This is a genomic window from Streptomyces sp. NPDC048734, from assembly GCF_043198675.1.
GTDB lineage: Bacteria > Actinomycetota > Actinomycetes > Streptomycetales > Streptomycetaceae > Streptomyces.
This window is the reverse complement of sequence record NZ_JBICUZ010000003.1, coordinates 710,776-728,426: the sequence shown is the minus strand read 5'-3', so window position 1 is coordinate 728,426 and position 17,651 is coordinate 710,776. Positions and strand designations below refer to the sequence as shown.

The window sequence follows — 17,651 nt, the reverse complement described above, 5'->3', positions numbered from 1 at the left end:
GGGCGTACTCCTTTCCTTCCGTCGCCTACCGGGTTAGCTGACGGGTTCGGAGCGGGAAGGTCTCCTACGCGCGTATACCGGCCGTGACTGTACGGCGGCTTCCGCGCGATTCACCCCAAGTTGGTGGTTCCCCGGTTCCCTTGCGGGATTCGGCGCGTGCGCACGGAGCCGCCTCTTGTGACGGCTGGGACGACCGCGCTGCGTTATCGAACGTTAATAGACGGGGGGGCGGGATTCCAAGCCGTTCAGCTTGATCAACAACATTCATGGCCTGGACTTTCAGCCCATGACCGGTGAAAAACGGGCGAGTTGACCAGCCACCCGGACGGCACAGGGGTCACCGGGGTTTTGATGGTGACTCAGATGTCATGCGCAGGGCTCCGGGGCGTTCACCGTACGTGACGGGAAAGGTCGCCCTGACACACCGAGGGCCGGAATCCCATGATCAGGATTCCGGCCCTCGGCCTTGAGTAGCGGGGACAGGATTTGAACCTGCGACCTCTGGGTTATGAGCCCAGCGAGCTACCGAGCTGCTCCACCCCGCGTCGGTGTGACACCAGTCTACGCCATGCGGGGGACGCTCAGAACCACGGTCGGACCCGGGGGGACCGGTCAGGGGGTCCGGCGCAGCAGATGGCCGTTGGGCGCCTTCGCCTGCTCCTCGTACTCGGGAAGGACGACGACGTCCGCGCCCGCGGCGGCCAGCAGGCCGCTCCCGTCGGCGTCGGTGACGAAGGTGTCCGGCTCCCGCCAGGCCGTCACGACCCGGCGCACGCCCGCGTCGAGGATCAGGCGGGCGCACGGGGCCGGCCGGGAGGAGCGCCGGGCGCAGGGTTCCAGGCTGCTGTAGACGGTCGCGCCGGCCAGCCGGGGGTCGGCGGGGTCGGTCTTGGCGAGGGCCGCCTCCTCGGCGTGGACGACGGGGTCGCCGGCCTCGCGGGAGTGGCCGCGCGCCAGCTCCGTGCCGTCGGCCGCCACCACGACCGCGCCGACGCTGAACGCGGTCCGCGACGGCGGGCAGGCGGCGGCCAGCTCGCAGGCGAGGGCCAGCCAGTGCCGGTCGGCGGCTGCGGGCAGCGGCCCGGTGCCGGGTGCGGTGGGCTCGTACGACATGAGGACCACGTCCTCGATGCGCCGGGTCCCCACCAACCGCAGGCGCCCGCCCTGATAGCCGCCGGGGCCGAACAGCCGGGGCGCGCCCGGGTCGCCCACGAACAGGGGGGCCAGGACGAGCTGGAGTTCGTCGGCGAGGCCCTCCTGGAGGAGCTGGGTGTGGATCGTGCCGCCGCCCTCGACCATGAGGCGCCGTACGCCCCGCACGTCGTGGAGATGCTCCAGGAGCCGGCGCCAGTCGAGGCCGGGGCCCAGCGGGACGACGTCCGCCGCGAGGCCGAGGACGCCGGCGCGGTCCGCACCGGCGTCGGTCGTGAAGAGGACCTTCTCCCCGCCGGTGTGCCAGAACTGCGCCGCCGGGTCCAGCTCACCGGTCCCGCTGACCGTGATCTTGAGGGGGTACTCCGGTTTCCCGGCGGCCACCCGGGCGGCGCGGCGGGCGGGCGAGTTGACCAGCAGGCGCGGATTGTCGGCGCGGATCGTGCCGGCCCCGACCAGGATGGCGTCGACGGAGGCCCGCACCTCGTCGACCCGGTCGAAGTCGGCCGGGCCGGAGAGCAGCAGCCGGTCGGGGCCGGTGTCGTCGAGGTAGCCGTCGAGCGAGACGGCGGCGGACAGCAGGACGTACGGGTACGGCATCGGCGCGGTTCTCTCCGGGTTCGGTGGCGGTGGACGGACGGAGACGGGCCCCGGCGGCACGGCGGGGTTCGCCTCGAGCCCGGCGGACGGCGGGGCCCGGCGCGAGAGCGGTGGCGCGAGAGGGCTCGGTACGAGAGCGGTGGCACGACAAGGCTTGGTTCAAGTTTGAAACAAAACTACACTGGGCGCATGACGACCCGCTGGCTCTCCCCCGAGGAGCAGCGCGCCTGGCGCGCGTACATCGCCGGATACCTCCTCCTGGAGGACGCGATCGACCGGCAGCTCCAGCAGGAGGCCGGCATGCCCCACGCCTACTACTCCATCCTCGCCCATCTCTCCGAGGCGCCGGAGCGACGGCTGCGCATGACCGACCTGGCGGAGCACCTGAAGGCCACCCGCAGCAGGCTGACGTACGCCGTGACCCGGCTCGAGAAGGACGGGCTGGTGCGGCGCGAGGACTGCCACCAGGACAAGCGGGGAAGCGTCGCGGTCCTGACGGACGAGGGCACGGCGGTCCTGGAGAGCGCGGCGCCCGGTCACGTCGAGACCGTGCGCGGCCTGCTCTTCGACCGGCTCACGCCCGAGCAGGTGGGGCAGCTGGAGGAGATCTTCACGCAGGTCGCGCGGGGCCTCCAGGGAGGCGGCGGCGAAGCCGCGCCCGAGGATCCGCCGTGGCGCCGGCGCTCCTCGCCCTGCTCGGGGACGTCGTGAGCCGGCAACTCCGTCCATGAGCCACCGCACAATCCCATTGCTTCAAATTTCAAGCATGCGGTAGGGTCGCGAACCGTACATCTGATTCAAATCTGAAGCAGAAACCGTGCGCACCGCCCCTGACCCGGAGAACCCGCATGCTCGACACCCCCGCCGCCACCCGGCGTGCCCGCGTCCGGGTACCGCTGCGCTTCCACGACGGCTACTCGGTGGACGCCGAACTCGTCACCTTCCACGGCCTCGCCGACGGCCAGGAGCACGTCGCCGTCGTCCTCGGCGATCCCGGCCCCGTCCCGCTCGTCCGGCTGCACTCCGAGTGCCTGACCGGCGACGTCTTCGGATCCGCCCGCTGCGACTGCGGCCCGCAGCTGCGCGAGGCGGTCGAGCGCATCGCCGACCGCGGCGGAATCCTGCTCTACCTGCGCCAGGAGGGCCGCGGCATCGGCCTCTACAACAAGCTCGACGCGTACGCCCTCCAGGACCGGGGCCTCGACACCTACGAGGCGAACACCGCCCTCGGGCTGCCCGAGGACGCCCGGGACTACACCGCCGCCGCCCAGATGCTGCGCGCCCTGGGCGTCACGGAGCTGGACCTGCTGTCCAACAACCCCGACAAGGCCGAGCAGCTCCGCGGACGGGGCGTCGACGTCCGCGACCGCGTGCCCACCGGCGTCTTCACCACCGCGCACAACGTGCGCTACCTGCGGGCCAAGGTCCTGACGACCCGGCACACGCTGCCCCTGGCCGACCTGACCGAACTCGCCGAGCGCACCGAACTCGCCGAACTCACGAGCCGGGACGCGCCCGGCTCCCTCCCGTCGGCCGGCTCCGGCCGAACGGCCCGTCCAGCGCCGCCCATTGGAGCAGCATGATGGTCTTCGCGTCGGCGATCCCGCCCGCGCGGACCAGGGCGAGCGCCTCGGTGAAGGGCAGTTCCACGACCGTGATGTCCTCCCCCTCGGCCGCGAGGCCGGCCCGCTCCACGCCGGGCGCCGAGCCGTCGTAGGGGGCGGCGAAGAAGCTCAGGCGTTCGGTGACCGAGCCGGGGCTCATGAAGGCGTCGAAGACGTGCTCGACCTCGTGGACGGTCCGGCCGGTCTCCTCCACCGCCTCGCGGCGGATCGCCTCCCGCGGGTCGTCGCCGTCCAGCAGTCCGGCCGCGGTCTCCAGCAGCATGCCGTCGGGGTGGCCGTTGACGTACGCGGGCAGCCGGAACTGACGGGTCAGCAGGACCGTCCGCCGGTCGGGGTCGTAGAGCAGGATGGCCGCGCCGTCGCCGCGGTCGTAGGTCTCGCGCCGCTCACGGCTCCAGTGGCCGTCGCCGTGCCGGTAGTCGAAGGTGGTGCGGCGCAGCACCGACCAGTCGCAGGCCAGCACCTCGACGTCGACGACGCGCACGCGCGCGTTGCCCGTCAGGTCGCGGCCCTGGCGGTCGAGTCCGGTACGGCCGCGGGGGTCGGGGACGTCGATACCCGGCCGGCCCGCCGGGGCGGTCATCGGGTGCCGCCGGCGGCCGGCACGTCGGCGAGGTCCGTGTAGACGTCCTTGCCGTGTGCGCGGGCCCGCTCCACCATCCGGTCCGCGCCCGCCGAGGGGCCGCCGATCCGCAGGACGGCGTCGCAGCGGTCCAGGAGGCGTTCGGCGACGGGGTGGAAGAGTTCGTCGAAGAGCGGATCGCCGGGGCCGCAGCCGCCCGCCGTCTCCAGCAGGGGGAGCGCCAGCGCCTCGCCGGTGACCGGCAGGTGCCCGGCCCGGAACAGGACGAGGGCCGTCTCGTTCATGGCCCGTACGTTCGCGGCGAGCTTCGCGGGGTCGTCACCGGTGCCCGAACGGTACGGGCCGGCGACGAGGATCATCAGGGGCGGGTGGGACACGGGCTCACTCCTCGGCTCGGTGGGCGGACAGGTGTCCTGGACCAGTGGGGGACCGACGCCTCAGACCAGCAGCGTCTCCACGCCGGCCTCACGCAGCGCCCGGAGGGTCCGCGGGCCCGCGGGGTGGGTGTCGGGGACGGCCGCCGCGCCGTCGGTGACGAAGGCGTGGACGGCGTCGAGCGGGGCGACCCGGTTGAAGGCGCGCACGCCCAGCTTCGTCGCGTCGGCCACCGCGACCGTGCGGTCCGCCTGGCCGAGCCCCACCCGTTTCACGGCCGCGTCGTCGAGCGAGAACTCCGACCAGCCGTGCCCGGCGTGCACCCCGCCGATGGACATGACGAACAGGTCGAAGGCGAGGGACTCCAGGGTCCGCAGCGCCAGCGGCCCCACCAGGGACCGCTCGCCGGGCCGCGAGCGGCCGCCGACGACCAACAGGTCGATGCCGGGCCGGTCGGCCAGCCGTACCGCCGCCTGGAGACTGAGCACCGCGACCGTCAACGGCCCGCGCGCGGCGAGGTGTTCGGCCACGTACGCGGTGGTGGTCCCGGCATCCAGCAGCACCCGCGTCCCCGGCTCCACCAGGTCGGCGACGGCCGCGCCCAGCCGGTCCTTGGTCGCGCCCTGCCACGCCTGCCGCGCGTCGAAGCCGGCACCCTCCTCGCGTGCCCGCGCGGGCACGGCCCCGCCGTGGACCCGGCGCACCAGGCCCTGTTTCTCCAGCGCGTCGAGGTCGCGGCGGACGGTCATCTCGGACACCCCGAGCCGTTGCGCGAGTTCGGCGACGGACACCTGCCCCGCGGCTCCCTGGACGAGCCGCAGGGTCAGATCCAGACGGTCGGCGATCCCCATGGGGGCATTTCTATCATCCGAATGTGAGAACGCACATTTTTTTGTTCGTAGCGTCTCCCCGTCGGTGTTCCCGCTCCGCCGGCGTCAGGCGCAAGGCGCAAGGCGTCAGGCGTCAGGCGTCCAGCAGCGTTCCCGGCAGGTCGAACCGCTCGGTCGCGCCGGTGCCGAGGTTCACGCGGGTCACCGAGTCCTCGCCGTGGACGAGCCAGCCCGCCGGCGTGCGCGTGAGGGCCTGGGCCTCGGCGAGACCCTCGAGACGCACGCGGTGCACCTCCCCGCCGGTGCCGGCGTCGACCTCCACGAGGTCGGTTCCGTCGCCCGTCGCCACGGCGACCACGATCGACGTGCCGGTCGCCGCCACCGCGTCGGCCCGGCCGCCGGCCACCGAGACCGCCGTCGCGGCGGCGCTCCGGGTCACGGAGACCCGTACGCTGCCGGACGTGCCCTCGGCCGGGGAGCCGACCACGACCGGGCGGCCGGACGGGCAGGCGAGTTCCGTGACGTCGAGCCCGGCCGGCACGGGCACGACGGTGACCCGGCCGTCGGTCAGCCCTACGACGGTGACCCTGGTGCCGGAGCCGGAGCCGCTGCCCAGGCAGACGGTGTCCGAGGACGGGTCGGAGGCGGCGAGGCCGATCGTGCCCGGCACCCTCACCTCGCGCCGGGTGCTCCAGTCGGCCGGGTCGCGCACCAGCAGCGTGGACTGCGCCGCCCCGCTCGCCGACCTGGCGTCGGGCAGCCCCGCGACCTCGGCGAGCAGCGTCTTCCCCGGCAGGACGCGGCGCAGCCGCTCGTCACCGCGGAGTCCGTCCAGCGTGTGGTCGGCGCGGTTGACCAGATAGCGCCGGTCCGGCTTGCCGCCCTTGCGGGGGACGGTCACCAGCCAGCGGCCGTCGGCCAGTTCGACGATCTGCGGGCTGACCGCCCGGTCGTCGTCGGCCTGCTGGGGCACCACGGCGAGGCTCTCCGCACGGGACCGGTCCGCGTCGACCCCGACGATCGTCACCAGGCCGTCGACGTCCGCGAGCACGAAGGCGGAGGCGCCCTTCCAGTCCGTGCCCAGGTCCACGCCGCCCGGCCCCGAGCAGGCCGTCAGCAGGCCGGCCGTCGTGGCGAGGGCGACGAGCGGGAGGAGCGTGCGCACGCGCGCGTGCGGCCCGCGGCCCGCACCCGGCACGCGCGCGTGCGTCGTCTCGCGGGGCATGGGGGCATTCACGGGATCAACGGGATTCACCGTTCACCAGTCCTTCATCGCATCCGTGGGGGACATCCGGGCCGCCCTGCGCGCCGGGACCAGCGAACCCGCCGCCACCACCAGCACGGTCAGGGCGAGGAGCGGCAGCAGGGTGACCGGCGGCGGGAGCAGCACCCAGCCCTCGACGTACGGCGCCAGGTCGGCGCTGCCGCGCAGGAAGGCCGCGGCGAGCGAGCCGAGGAGGGCGCCGAGTACCGTGCCGAGCAGTGCGGCCACCACGCCGGCCAGGGCCATCTCCACGACGAGCATCGTCAGGACGGCACGGGTGCGGAAACCGACCGCCTTGAGGACGCCGATCTCCTGGGCGCGCTGCCGGGACAGGGCGCCGGTCACGGTGACCGCCCCGACGAACGCCAGCACACCGAGGACGCCGAGCAGCACCCGGCCGACCACCCGGATCATCTCCAGGACGGCGGGCAGGGCGTCGAGCTGCTGCTGGAGGGTGACCGCCGGATAGCCGAGCCGCTGCACGGCCTCCGTCAGGGCGGGCACGTCGGCCGCCGTGCGGGCGACGACGGTCAGCTGGTCGTAGCCGACGGTGGCGAGGTAGTTCTTCTCGGGTTCTCCGGAGCGCTGGGCGGCCCATCCGATCACGGTGGCGTCGGCGGCGTACGCGGCGTCGGGGTTGTCGAGCTGCCAGGTGGGGTCGTACACCCCGACCAGGCGGGCGTGGCCGGTGACGCCGGTGCCCTCGCCGGGGCGCACGAAGCGGGTGGTCTCGATCTCGACGTCGCGGCCCACCAGCTGGCTCAGGTCCACGCCCTGCGAGGTGGCCGGGGTGACGATCTCGCCGGGGCGCAGCGGGAACAGGTCCTCGCGCACGGACTCGGTGACCGGCGGGGTGAGGGCCGGCCGGTGGGTCGTGGCGTACAGCAGGACGGTGTCCCCCGCGTCGGTGAGGACGCCGAACGACACCTGCGCCCGGTGCTGCACCGACTCGACGTGCGGCAGCTTCGCCAGGCGTGCGACCGTACGGTTCGTCAGGGGCGCGGTGCCCGGCCGGTCGGCGGGGCGGTCGACGGTGATGCTGCGGTTGGCGTTGCTCTCCTTGACGCCGGTGTCGGTGACGCCCTGCGCCCGTCCGGCGATGCCGAGCGCGCCGAGGCAGACGGCGGCGGCGACGGAGACCAGCGCGACGAGGCCGAACAGGCGGCGGCGCAGGGCGCGGACGTTGGCCAGCGCCAGAGCGAGGACGCTCATCCCGTGCTCCCCCTCTCCCGCCGCGGGTCCGCGAGTGTGCCGCGGTCCAGCCGGTGCACGACGTCCGCGAAGCCGGAGACGGACGGGTTGTGGGTCACGAGGAGCACCGCCCGGCCCTCGTCGGCGAGCTCGCGGAACAGGCCGAGGAGCAGCTCCTCGCTGTCGGTGTCGAGGTTTCCGGTCGGCTCGTCGGCCAGGACCGCGGGCGGGTCGTTCACCAGCGCGCGGGCCAGGGCCACGCGCTGCTGCTCGCCACCGGACAGCTCGCCGGGCAGATGGCCGGCGCGCTCGGCGAGCCCCACCCGCGCCAGCAGGGTGCGGGCGCGTTCCTCGGCGTCACCGCGCCGGCCGGCGTACGGCAGGAGGACGTTGCGCAGCGCCGAGTGCTGCGGCAGCAGGTTGTACGACTGGAAGACGAAGCCGAGCCGGCGCCGGCGCAGGTCGGCCAGCGCGTCGTCCCCGAGCCCCGAGGTGTCGACGGGTCCTTCGGCGCCCCCGACGACCACCCGCCCGCCGTCCGGCGGGGTGAGCAGCCCGAGGATGTGCAGCAGGGTGGTCTTCCCGGAGCCCGAGTGGCCCACCAGCGCCGTGATCTCGCCGCCTCTCACGGCCAGGTCGACCCCCCGCAGCACGTCGACCCTCCTTCCCCGCAGGGCGTAGGACTTGCCCACGCCCTCGGCCCGCAGCAACGCGTTCACCGAATTCCGCTCACTTTCCGTTCTCCGTGGCCCCGGCCGGCAACCAGCCCATGGCGCCGTCCAGTTGCCGGTCGAGCGTCCATACGCCCCAGGTGGTCTTCAGGTCGCAGGCCTCGTCCCCGCCGCCGACCCGGTACAGGCCGGGCAGTCCGGGACAGCCCCCGTACGGCGTGACGCCGCGCCCCAGCGCCTCGCGCAGCGCCGCGTCGAGCCGGCCGCCGAGCAGCGCGTACGCCCGTACGACCAGCGTGTAGCCGTAGAGGGAGGTGAACCGGTCCGGGTGCAGGGCCCAGCGCTTCAGCGTCGCGGCGTCGATCCACGACGGGACGGCGTCGCGCCGGCCGCTGTCGGCGAAGCCCACGACGACCGTGGCCGCCGCGACGACCCGGTCCGGGGTGTCGGCGGGCCAGCTGCCGATCGCCGGGACGCCGGTGCTGACGCCGGCGTCGGCGCAGGTCAAGGTGGTGCGCTGCCACTGGCCGGCGTTCTGCTCGGTCACGGTGGCCGGGAGCACACGCGGGTCGGCGCACAGCGTGCGCGCCGGTCCGTCCGCTCCGCCGCCCCCGGTGACCGTGCGCAGGGCGGCCCGGTTCAGCCGTTCGGAACCTTCCCGGCTCGCTTCGCCGGACGTCTCCTCCCGCTCCAGCGCGGTCAGCAGTGCGGGGTCCTCGCGCGACCAGCCGGCCAGGGCCCGCAGCCGCTGCACGAAGAGGGAGGCGTCGGGGTTGCCGAGGTAGGCGCCGGGATCGCGCACGGTGCCGTCGTCGAGCCGCTCGCCGTCCAGCCGCTTCAGCACCGGGTCGAACACGGCCGCCGGGGAACCGGCCGCCCTGAGGACGTGCACCAGGTCGTGGAGCTGTTCGTGGGGGAGGGTGGCCGCGCCGTCGCGCAGCACCGGCTCCCAGGCCCGGCGGTCGACGGCGGGCCGCCTCCCGGCGGCCTCCTGGACCAGTACCCAGCTGTAGGTGTCGTCGAGCCGGACCCCCCTGGCCTCGGGGGTGAGGTCCGCGAAGTCGTCGGTGCGGGGCGCGGCGATCCCGGTGAGCCGGGCGGGGACGGGTTCCCCCAGCAGTCGCAGCGAACGGGCCAGGGCACCGGCCAGGTCGAGGCGGCCGCGCACCCGACCGGCCGTCGCGCGCAGCCAGGAGACGGTGGCGGCCCGGTCCGCCGCGGGCAGCTCCGGCAGGCACCCGAGGGCGTCGAGGACCTCCAGGGCCGCCCAGGTGGCGCCGAGGCGGGCCGGGTCCCCGTCGTCACCGAGAGCGGGGTCGACGTACCACCCGCCCGCCGTCCGCAGCCGGTTCACCTCGGCCGCGTCACCGACGCCCAGCGCCTCGCGGGCACCGGTCCGCCACAGCGGGACGAGCCACTCGCGGCCCCACAGCGGGGACGCCTGCAGCGCCTCCCGGCGGAAGGACGCCACCCGCGGCGCGGCCATGCCGGTCCTCGGGTCACGGCCCAGCTCGGCAAGGGTCCGCAGGGCGTACGACTGGGCCTGGGGACCGGCCGGCTCCTGGCGCAGGAACGGGTGGTGGTAATAGCCGTTCCGCTCACTGACCAGCAGGTCGAATTGACGGGCGGCGGCTGGTTCCCGCCGCCCGGAACCGCCGTCCGCGACGGTGCACGACGCCAGGAGCGCGGCGCACGTCACCGCCCCCGCCGCACGGGAGGCGAACCGTCTCCCGCGCCTTTCACCACCGATGGATGTCACGAACGCCCCCGTGCGTCGTTTTTCTCTTTGCGCGCCCTGCCGCATTCACGCGAAGGAAACAGCGGAATACGCGTGCCGGAATTGCGCGGAAAACGTGAAGGGAATACCACACCGCCGGGCCCTGGCGATGTGGCACCCTCATGGATCACATGGCGCGGGCGTCAGGCGGCCCGCGCCGGACGGGCGGTCAGGCCGCGCCCGCGTACGCGCACTTCTCGCTGACCTTGATGGCGCTCGTCACCTGCGCCGAGCCGCAACTGCGCGTCGACACGTACGTGGTGGCGCCGCCGGGGCGCATCTGGCCGTAGGTGTCGGAGATGTTGGCGTTGGTGTTCTTCCACCGCACCTCGCCCAGCGACCGGCTCTTCATCGTGAGCGTGGCCTCGGGGTTCTTGGAGATGGTGAGGGAGACGCTGACACCGTGGGCCTGGAGTTCGGCGCGGTTCTGGATCCACTTGGCCTTGCGCGGGTTGGTGCCGGACATCTTGGTGGACGCCTTCCAGTCGCAGGCGGTCACGTAGAAGCCGCAGTGCCAGGCGTTGACCGAGACCTTGTTGCCGCCCGGCAGCCCCACCGAGGTGGAGGCGGAGGTGGCGTGGGCGGGCGACGCCGTGAGCACGAGGGCCCCGGCCGCGCACACGGCGGCGGCGCCCGAGATCAGACGCGCGCGTATTCCCTTGGTCATTCTATTGACTCCCCGTATTGTTCATTCTTGAATCGTTTTCCCGGTATCGGAAAACCACTCCGACCTGCCCGTTTCCCCCGGGTCGATCGAGTGCCCCGCAATTACCGCATGGCTTGATCATTACTGTCCAACCCAGCTATCCGATTTCCGGCGTGAACCACCCCACACGAAATCGGGGGAACCCGGACCGGGGAATCGGCATCCGGCGGAGCCGACGCGGTCCCGCCCGGTCCCCGCCCGCCGTACAACCCCGCACCCCCGGTGTGAGTCAGCCTGGGCATGACACGCACGTACACGACGGCCCGCCGCACCCGGCGCGCGTTCGTACCCGTACTCGCCGCCTCCGCCCTGCTGACCCTCGGCACGGCGGGCCCCGCGGCCGCCGACAGCGACCAGCTGTGGACGTACTCCGACCCCTACGAACTGATCCTGCCCGGCACGCACGAGGACGGCTCCGCACCCGAGCGGACCGTCACGCTCAAGGTCTCCCACGACAACGTAGCGAACCCGGTCGGCGCCGGACGGCTGACCGTGGACGCCGGCGAGCTGGCGGCCTTCGCGAAGATCACCTGGCCCGCCAACTGCGCGCCCGACACCGCCGTCACGGCCGTCTGCGACGTCCCCACGCTCACCGGCACCGACGTGGTGACCGCCGCCGGACTCGAGGTCAGCGCGCTGCCGGACGCCCCGGACGGCGCCGTGGGCACCCTGCGCTACACCGCCGTCGCCGGCGACCTGACGTCCTACCCGGGCGAGACCCGGGTGACCGTGGGCAACGGCCCCGACCTCGCCCTCAGCCAGTCCCCGCGGCAGGACGGCGTCACGCCGGGCACCCGGATCACCGTCCCCGCCACCCTCTCCAACAACGGCAACCGCACCGCGGACGGCGTCCTGCTCCACCTGTTCGCCTCCCGCGGCCTCGCCTACGCCCAGCGGCCCGCGAACTGCGAGTACCGCGACACGGAGGTCGGCACCGAGGCCCTGTGCGTCCTCGACGAGAAGCTCGCCCCCGGCGAGTCGCTCACCCTCACCAACCCCCTGAAGGCCCGCCGCAACGCCCTGTACGACCGCTACGACTACTCCGTCGAGCCCTACTCGGCCGAGGCCCTGGATGCGGCCCGCGCCGGCGGGACGTGGACCCCGGGCACGGACACCGAGCTGGACCCGGCCCCCGCACGGTCCCTCCGCACGGCCACCGCCACGGCGGCCGTCCCCGACCTGGACCCCCAGGACAACTACCGCTCCGTCATCGTCCACGCCACCAACACCGCCGACCTCAGGCTGATCGGCAGCCGGGTCGAGGGCGCGGTCGGCGAGACCGTACGGGCCGACGTCAAGGTCAGGAACCGCGGCCCCGCCTGGATCGCCTCACTCGGCGCCGGCGAGCCCGTGGCGACGGTCGACGTCCGCGTCCCGGCCGGCACGACCGTCACCGCCCGTCCCGACAACTGCTATGCCCTGACGGCGGACGGCGACTGGGTCGAGGAACAGCTCGGCGCCCCCCGCTACCGCTGCACCACCCCCGTCTTCCTGAACGAGCGCGCCACCCACACCTTCCCCTTCGACCTCCGCATCGACAGCGCGACCCGGTCCACCTCGACGGTCGCCATCGACAACGACCAGTACGAGCCGCCGATCCGCGCCTACGACCCCGACCTGACCAACAACGCGGCCCGGATCGTCGTCAACGGCTGACCGGCCCACGGCCCCCGGGAACGCCGGAGCCCCCGCACCGGAAGACTCCGGTGCGGGGGCTCTCTGGTAGGCCCTGTGGGACTCGAACCCACAACCAATGGATCAAAAGTCCTGGTGTGGCCGTGATGGGTGGTTCCGGGCGCTGCTTCAGCGTCCGGAACCACTAGGTCACAGCGGACCCTACGGAGCAGGCGTCCCACTCCGTGACGGCTCGTGCCAGACCGTCCGCTCACGCATCGCTCACGCAGGACATGGCGCTGACCAGCGGAAGCTCTCGTGTCAGCGATGTTCGACGGCGGACCGTCCGTCGGCCAGGCCCGCGTTGGAGACGTCCGCAGCCGCCGACACCGAGGCACGGGCCAGCAGGGCGGCTCCTGCGAGGACAGCACCGGTGCAGACACCAAGAAACCGCGACATGTTCATTCCTTCCTGGCATCAACAACAGCCGCGCCTCGATCGCGGTTCACCCGCCACCATGCCTGGCCCGATTCCGGCAGCGTGTCGATGGGGTCGTAGTACTGGTGATTGCGATCCAGCGCACCCGGGTCGTCCGCCTCCAGCGGAGTCAGGTAGTTCTTGCTCCAGTGGGTGATGCCCAGTTCGAGGTCGTAGGCGTCGTACTGGTCGACCCAGCGCTTGCCCACGAAGGGAACGTCGCAGACGACGCGGGGAGTGGAATACCCCGGGAGATAGCCCATGATCTGGTGCTGGAGGGACTGTGCCCGGCTGACCGGCAGCCGCCAGTGTTCGGCGTTCGGGATCATGTCGCACATGTAGAAGTAGTACGGCGTAACCGAGGCGTGGTCGCACAGCGCGAAACACAGGTCCAGCAGCGCCCACGGATCGTCGTTCACGCCCCGCATCAGCACACCCTGGTTGCGGACGTCCCGTAGTCCCGCGGCCAGCAGCGCCCTCGCCGCCTCTGCGACCGTCGGGGTCACTTGTTGCGCCGCATTGGCATGAGTGTGCAGAGAGAGCGCGACTCCGCGTGCGGCGGCCGTCCCGGCCACCCGGTGCAGGCCGTCCAGAACTGCCTCAGAGGCCCAGTACTGCGGCAGACCGACAAGTGCTTTGCTGGCCAGGCGGATGTCCCTGACGGTGTCGATCTCCAGGAGCCCGACGAGGAACGACTCCAGGCGCGGCCATGGCAGGTTCGCCACGTCACCGCCAGACACCACGACGTCTCTGATGGACGGCGAGTGGCGCAGGTGGCGCAGAATGGCCTCCGCCCGGTCGGCCGGCCTCAGGCTCATCCGGGTCTTCGTCACCTGAGGCGTCGACGTCCCCACCAGGTCCATCCGGGTACAGTGCCCGCAGTACTGCGGGCAGGTCGCCAGCAGTTCCGCCAGCGCCTTCGTCGGATAGCGCTGGGTGAGGCCCTCGGTCACCCACATGTCCTGTTCGTGGAGCGAGTCACGGCTGGCCATGGGGTGGGACGGCCACAGGGGGTGCCGGTCGGACAGCACCGGCAGCATGTACCTGCGTACGGGGTCCGCGTAGAAGGCTTCGGTCAGCGATCCCCGGCCTCCTGGCAGGGCGTCCGGAACCATGGTGCTGAGCATCTGCGGCGGCAGCAGGACAGGCATGGTGGCCCGCTCCGACCGGTCCCGCTCCCAGTCCTCGTAGAAGCGTTCGTCGAGCAGGTCCCCCATGACGCCGCGAAGCTGGCGCGCGTTCTTGACGCAGTGCGCACGTTGCCACTGGGCGTCCTGCCACTGCTCGGCCGTAATGTTCCGCCACCCCGGGAACCGGCGCCAGTCCGGTTCGACGAGCTCGGTGCGCCGGTAGGCGTACGGCTGTCGAGGGCCGGCCAGGTCGATACCACCGTCCGTGTTCATCAGAGTCATGTGGCAGCCCTCTGGAGGAGTACGGCCTCCTGGCGAAGGCGGTTCTTGTCCGGCTTGCCGGCGCCTGTGAGGGGCAGCTCGTCGGCGAAGGTGATGCTGGTGGGCTCGTAGACCGCCCCCCACTCCTCACGGACCATCCTCCGCAGCTGCTCGGCTTCGACCTCCACGCCCGCTGCGGGTACGACGACAGCGTGCACCCGCTCCACGTTCTCGGAGTCGAGAACGCCGAACACGGCACTCTGGCGCACTCCGGGGTGGGAGTTCAGCAGTTCCTCGAGGTCTCCCGGATACACGTGGTCACTGATGACATTGATCATGTCTCTGAGCCGGTCGACGACGGTCAGATAGCCCTCGCCGTTCAGAAAGCCGATGTCGCCCGTGTGCAGCCAGCCGTCCCGGAGAACCTCGGCCGTCTCCGCCGGCTGCTTCAGGTACTCCCGCATGACGGTCCGGGCACGCACACAGATCTCACCGCTCTCGCCCACCGGCAGGTCCCGCCCGTCCCCGTCCCGGATCGCGACCTCGACCCAGGGCAGGACCCGCCCCGCGGAGGCGAGTCGGTCCGGGCGCGTCAGGTCGTGGTCCTGCGGCGTGAGCACACTGATGCCGCCGGCCTCGTTCTGGCCGTACGTCTGGACGAGGACGAGGCCGAAACGGCGTACGACGTCCGCAAGCCGGGTGGCCGATGCCCGGCAGCCGCTGTAGACGATGCCCCGCAGGCTGGACGTGTCGGTGCGCGCCGAGTCCGGGTGATCCACCAGTTGGTACATCAGCGGTGGGAGCAGGAAGAGGTACTCGATGCGCTCACGTTCGATCGTGGCGAGCACTTCGGCGGCGTCGAAGTCCTCGTGCAGCACGACAAGCCCCCCGGAGAGCAGGGCCCCGTCGGCCAGCATGCCGCCGGAGTACACGAGCGGCGTACACACCAGTACGCGGGGCACCTCGTCACGCCCCTGGGGCGGGTCCGTGTACAGCCCGCCGACCTGCTCGTACGTGGCGACGATGCCCTTGGGGCGCCCGGTCGTGCCACCGGTGTAGTTGAAGACGCAGACGTCGCCCGGCCGGGCCCGGCCCGCGAAGGCTTCCGCGCTCTGTCCGGCGGCCATCGCCAGCAGATCGACTGCCGACCGCATGCGCCCGGGGCCGAGCGAGACAACGTGCTCGACCGGCCGCAGTGCGGTCAGTTCCTCGGCCCGGCCGGAGAAGCGGGGGTCGAAGACCAACGTGTGCGTTTCGACGTCGCGCAGGATGGCTGCCTGAGCTTCGGCCGTCAGGTTGTTGTTGAGGTGATTCACCTGGCAGCCCACCAGATGGGCGGCATAGCGCACGATCATGATCTCGGGCAGGTTTCCGCCCAGCAGCGTCAGTGTCAGGCCGCGATCCAGTCCTAGAGCGCGCAGGGCACGTGCCGTGCGGTAGACGCTGTCGCGCAGCTCGGACGCCTTGATGCGCTGCCGGCCGTGGACGACGACATCGCGGGTGGGCACCTGGCGGAGGGCATCGAGGATTTTCTCCGCGTAGGCACGGAACGGCTGGTGGGTGGTCGTTCCAGGCCTTTCGGCAGCCTCCGGAAGGTCGTCGGCCGCGGCCAGGACCGTGTATGCCGCCAGAGCCGGCTCGGTGGCTTCGCGCAGCGCCCGGCGCCGACCGGTGTCCCGCACGTGCTCATGAGCGTCGGCCAGTGCGGTCCCGTCGTAGTATCCGCCGGTTGCCGTCGCCAGGGTCAGGGCCTCCACGGCCTCGGCGCCCTGTTCGACGGTGGACTCCGCAGCAACCCCCAGCTCGTTCACCATCGCCGTCGGCATGAAGTTGGCGGGATGGACGCAGTTGACGGCGATGCCCTCCGACGTGAGCTCCTCGGCAAGGTCCACGGTGAAGGAGGCGAGGGCGAGTTTGGACCGGCCGTAGGCAACCCAGCCGTGGTAGAAGCGCTCCAGGGCCAGATCGTCGAAGTCGATCTCGAGCTGTGCGGCGGAGCCGACGTTCACCACACGGCCCGCCGACGACCGGCGCAGCAGGGGGAGCAGCTGCCGGCTCAGCAGCACGGGCGCCAGGTAGTTGACCGCGAAACGCAGTTCGTGGCCGTCACGGCTGAGCTCTCGCCCGGCGCCGTCGCGACCCGGGCCCACTCCCGCGTTGTTGATGAGGACATCGATCCGCGATTCCGCGGACCGGACCTCATCCGCGAGCCGCCGGACCTCCGCGAGGTCGGCGAGGTCGGCGACATAGGGACGGGCTGTGGCACCGACTGCCGCCAGTCGCTCGGCGAGTGCGGCCACCCGCTCCGCGTTCCGGCCGTGCACGAGCACGGTGTCGCCGCGCGCGGCCAGCCGCTCCGCCAGGTGGCGCCCCAGACCCGAGGTGGCACCGGTGATCAGCACGATGCGCTGCCCCGGGTGGCCGGTGGTGACGGGGTTCGTGTCTGTTGCCATGCTTCACTCCTGTGCTGGGCTCGGGCCCGGGCCAGTACCTTCTGCGTTCCGCCAGGGCGCGTCCGGCCGTGCTCCGGCAGCCGCCAGGCAACGGCACACGGCCTCCTCCGCAGTGCCGCCAGTGGGGTTCTGGGCGTGTTCGACCAGGCCGTCGGCCACAGCGCGGGCGCGGTGTTGCCCGAAACTGAGGCGGGCCATGCCCGGGCGTGGATCGGACGGCTCGCAGGCCGTGGCCACGCCTGGGGCGACCCGGGCGGCGAACACCGAGGTGGCTTCACCGATCCCAGGCAGACGGTCGGCGACCGCCGCCAGGTCGACGCGGGGGACGTCGTGCGCGTCCATGTACACGACGAGGGCATCCCGGCGCGAATAGAGCAGCCGTGACGAGGCGACCTTGGCCCGGTAGCTGACACCGCTGTCTTCCAGCGCCGTCAGCACCCGGTTCCAGACGGCGGGCGCCTCTTCCGCTTCCTGGATGTGGACGTAGTGACGGACGAGGTCGCTGCCGCGTGGTCGCCCGGCGGAACCGTCGACGAGATAGAAACCGGGCGACAGGGAGGGGCGGCCGGCGGGCAGCCGCAGCACTGCACGCACCGCACCGGTCCCATCCGGAGCGACCGCCTCTTCGTCCACGGCGCCCGCCGGAACGAGGACCCGCACTCCGTCGAGGGTGGCCCTGCGTTCGTCGTCGCCCGTCGGGTCGCCGAGCCGGTCTGCCGGAATCTCCAGGACCGTCGTGCCGTGCGGAACGGCTTCGGCCAGAAGCCGTTGGAAGGGCGGGTCTCCGAGTGTCCGCGGACGCAGTTTGTGCCCCAGGTCCATTCCCGCGTGCAGAACTTCGTACAGCCTGTCTCCCAGGGCCTGGCGCAGGCGCGGCAAGGTGTCAGCCTCGACAACCGTGTCATGGACACGGGCCGTGCACCGCTCCGGGTCCACCTCGAT

General features: G+C 72.4%; 15 protein-coding genes, 1 tRNA gene, 1 pseudogene and 1 riboswitch. Of the genes and pseudogenes, 3 read left to right on the top strand and 14 right to left on the bottom strand.

Annotated elements, in window-relative coordinates; genetic code table 11:
- Positions 1-5: 5 nt before the first annotated feature.
- Positions 6-165: riboswitch (cyclic di-AMP (ydaO/yuaA leader) on the bottom strand.
- A gap of 306 nt (positions 166-471) precedes the next feature.
- A tRNA-Met gene (locus ACGFQC_RS12345) sits at positions 472-545 on the bottom strand.
- Between the two features lie 67 nt (positions 546-612).
- The gene (locus ACGFQC_RS12340; RefSeq protein ID WP_363090789.1) at positions 613-1,752 is read right to left on the bottom strand and encodes a dihydrofolate reductase family protein; all 1,140 of its coding nucleotides are present in this window, start codon (positions 1,750-1,752) and stop codon (positions 613-615) included.
- Between the two features lie 189 nt (positions 1,753-1,941).
- Here ACGFQC_RS12340 and ACGFQC_RS12335 point away from each other — a divergent pair, with 189 nt between their 5' ends.
- The gene (locus ACGFQC_RS12335) at positions 1,942-2,463 is read left to right on the top strand and encodes a MarR family transcriptional regulator (RefSeq protein ID WP_363090790.1); all 522 of its coding nucleotides are present in this window, start codon (positions 1,942-1,944) and stop codon (positions 2,461-2,463) included.
- Positions 2,464-2,600: 137 nt separating this feature from the next.
- Positions 2,601-3,224, top strand: a pseudogene (ribA, locus tag ACGFQC_RS12330) (GTP cyclohydrolase II); the annotation flags it as partial.
- A gap of 25 nt (positions 3,225-3,249) precedes the next feature.
- On the opposite strand, the gene ACGFQC_RS12325 reads toward ribA, so the two are convergent.
- From ACGFQC_RS12325 to ACGFQC_RS12290, 8 genes are all read right to left on the bottom strand, one after another.
- The gene (locus ACGFQC_RS12325) at positions 3,250-3,960 is read right to left on the bottom strand and encodes an NUDIX domain-containing protein (RefSeq protein WP_363090791.1); all 711 of its coding nucleotides are present in this window, start codon (positions 3,958-3,960) and stop codon (positions 3,250-3,252) included.
- Positions 3,957-4,319 (bottom strand): DUF4406 domain-containing protein, encoded by a 363-nt coding sequence (locus ACGFQC_RS12320; RefSeq protein ID WP_363090900.1) that lies wholly within the window; start codon positions 4,317-4,319, stop codon positions 3,957-3,959. Before ACGFQC_RS12320 ends, ACGFQC_RS12325 begins: the two co-directional genes overlap by 4 nt.
- Before the next feature lie 78 nt (positions 4,320-4,397).
- The gene (locus ACGFQC_RS12315) at positions 4,398-5,186 is read right to left on the bottom strand and encodes a DeoR/GlpR family DNA-binding transcription regulator (protein WP_363090792.1); all 789 of its coding nucleotides are present in this window, start codon (positions 5,184-5,186) and stop codon (positions 4,398-4,400) included.
- A gap of 112 nt (positions 5,187-5,298) precedes the next feature.
- Positions 5,299-6,390 (bottom strand): hypothetical protein, encoded by a 1,092-nt coding sequence (locus tag ACGFQC_RS12310; protein ID WP_363090793.1) that lies wholly within the window; start codon positions 6,388-6,390, stop codon positions 5,299-5,301.
- Positions 6,391-6,423: 33 nt separating this feature from the next.
- Positions 6,424-7,641, bottom strand: a complete 1,218-nt coding sequence (locus tag ACGFQC_RS12305) for an ABC transporter permease (protein ID WP_363090794.1) — start codon at positions 7,639-7,641, stop codon at positions 6,424-6,426.
- A complete protein-coding gene (locus ACGFQC_RS12300; RefSeq protein WP_363090795.1) occupies positions 7,638-8,339 on the bottom strand; it encodes an ABC transporter ATP-binding protein in 702 nt (233 codons plus the stop codon). Before ACGFQC_RS12300 ends, ACGFQC_RS12305 begins: the two co-directional genes overlap by 4 nt.
- A gap of 10 nt (positions 8,340-8,349) precedes the next feature.
- Positions 8,350-9,990, bottom strand: coding sequence for a hypothetical protein (locus tag ACGFQC_RS12295; RefSeq protein WP_363090796.1), 1,641 nt, complete (start codon positions 9,988-9,990; stop codon positions 8,350-8,352).
- A 247-nt stretch (positions 9,991-10,237) separates the two neighbouring features.
- Positions 10,238-10,735, bottom strand: a complete 498-nt coding sequence (locus ACGFQC_RS12290) for a hypothetical protein (RefSeq protein ID WP_363090797.1) — start codon at positions 10,733-10,735, stop codon at positions 10,238-10,240.
- 279 nt (positions 10,736-11,014) lie between these two features.
- On the opposite strand from ACGFQC_RS12290, the gene ACGFQC_RS12285 reads away from it, so the two are divergent.
- On the top strand, positions 11,015-12,430 hold the full coding sequence (locus tag ACGFQC_RS12285) for a hypothetical protein (protein ID WP_363090798.1): 1,416 nt from the start codon (positions 11,015-11,017) through the stop codon (positions 12,428-12,430).
- A 279-nt stretch (positions 12,431-12,709) separates the two neighbouring features.
- Here ACGFQC_RS12285 and ACGFQC_RS12280 read toward each other — a convergent pair whose 3' ends face one another.
- From ACGFQC_RS12280 to ACGFQC_RS12265, 4 genes are read right to left on the bottom strand one after another with little or no spacing between them, the layout of a single operon-like run.
- Positions 12,710-12,847, bottom strand: a complete 138-nt coding sequence (locus tag ACGFQC_RS12280) for a hypothetical protein (protein WP_363090799.1) — start codon at positions 12,845-12,847, stop codon at positions 12,710-12,712.
- Between the two features lie 2 nt (positions 12,848-12,849).
- Positions 12,850-14,277 (bottom strand): lysine 2,3-aminomutase, encoded by a 1,428-nt coding sequence (locus ACGFQC_RS12275; RefSeq protein WP_363090800.1) that lies wholly within the window; start codon positions 14,275-14,277, stop codon positions 12,850-12,852.
- Positions 14,274-16,709, bottom strand: a complete 2,436-nt coding sequence (locus tag ACGFQC_RS12270; RefSeq protein WP_363090801.1) for an SDR family NAD(P)-dependent oxidoreductase — start codon at positions 16,707-16,709, stop codon at positions 14,274-14,276. Before ACGFQC_RS12270 ends, ACGFQC_RS12275 begins: the two co-directional genes overlap by 4 nt.
- Before the next feature lie 3 nt (positions 16,710-16,712).
- Positions 16,713-17,645 carry a T3SS effector HopA1 family protein gene (locus ACGFQC_RS12265; RefSeq protein ID WP_363090802.1) on the bottom strand — a complete coding sequence of 311 codons (933 nt, stop codon included), beginning with the start codon at positions 17,643-17,645 and terminating at the stop codon, positions 16,713-16,715.
- Positions 17,646-17,651 lie beyond the last annotated feature (6 nt).

What these genes read in the sequence shown, in the direction of transcription:
- ACGFQC_RS12340 (WP_363090789.1), bottom strand. Translation starts at nt 1,752, where the DNA reads ATGCCGTACCCGTACGTCCTGCTGTCCGCCGCCGTCTCGCTCGACGGC.
- ACGFQC_RS12335 (WP_363090790.1), top strand. Translation starts at nt 1,942, where the DNA reads ATGACGACCCGCTGGCTCTCCCCCGAGGAGCAGCGCGCCTGGCGCGCG.
- ACGFQC_RS12325 (WP_363090791.1), bottom strand. Translation starts at nt 3,960, where the DNA reads ATGACCGCCCCGGCGGGCCGGCCGGGTATCGACGTCCCCGACCCCCGC.
- ACGFQC_RS12320 (WP_363090900.1), bottom strand. Translation starts at nt 4,319, where the DNA reads ATGATCCTCGTCGCCGGCCCGTACCGTTCGGGCACCGGTGACGACCCC.
- ACGFQC_RS12315 (WP_363090792.1), bottom strand. Translation starts at nt 5,186, where the DNA reads ATGGGGATCGCCGACCGTCTGGATCTGACCCTGCGGCTCGTCCAGGGA.
- ACGFQC_RS12310 (WP_363090793.1), bottom strand. Translation starts at nt 6,390, where the DNA reads ATGCCCCGCGAGACGACGCACGCGCGCGTGCCGGGTGCGGGCCGCGGG.
- ACGFQC_RS12305 (WP_363090794.1), bottom strand. Translation starts at nt 7,641, where the DNA reads ATGAGCGTCCTCGCTCTGGCGCTGGCCAACGTCCGCGCCCTGCGCCGC.
- ACGFQC_RS12290 (WP_363090797.1), bottom strand. Translation starts at nt 10,735, where the DNA reads ATGACCAAGGGAATACGCGCGCGTCTGATCTCGGGCGCCGCCGCCGTG.
- ACGFQC_RS12285 (WP_363090798.1), top strand. Translation starts at nt 11,015, where the DNA reads ATGACACGCACGTACACGACGGCCCGCCGCACCCGGCGCGCGTTCGTA.
- ACGFQC_RS12280 (WP_363090799.1), bottom strand. Translation starts at nt 12,847, where the DNA reads ATGTCGCGGTTTCTTGGTGTCTGCACCGGTGCTGTCCTCGCAGGAGCC.
- ACGFQC_RS12275 (WP_363090800.1), bottom strand. Translation starts at nt 14,277, where the DNA reads ATGACTCTGATGAACACGGACGGTGGTATCGACCTGGCCGGCCCTCGA.
- ACGFQC_RS12270 (WP_363090801.1), bottom strand. Translation starts at nt 16,709, where the DNA reads ATGGCAACAGACACGAACCCCGTCACCACCGGCCACCCGGGGCAGCGC.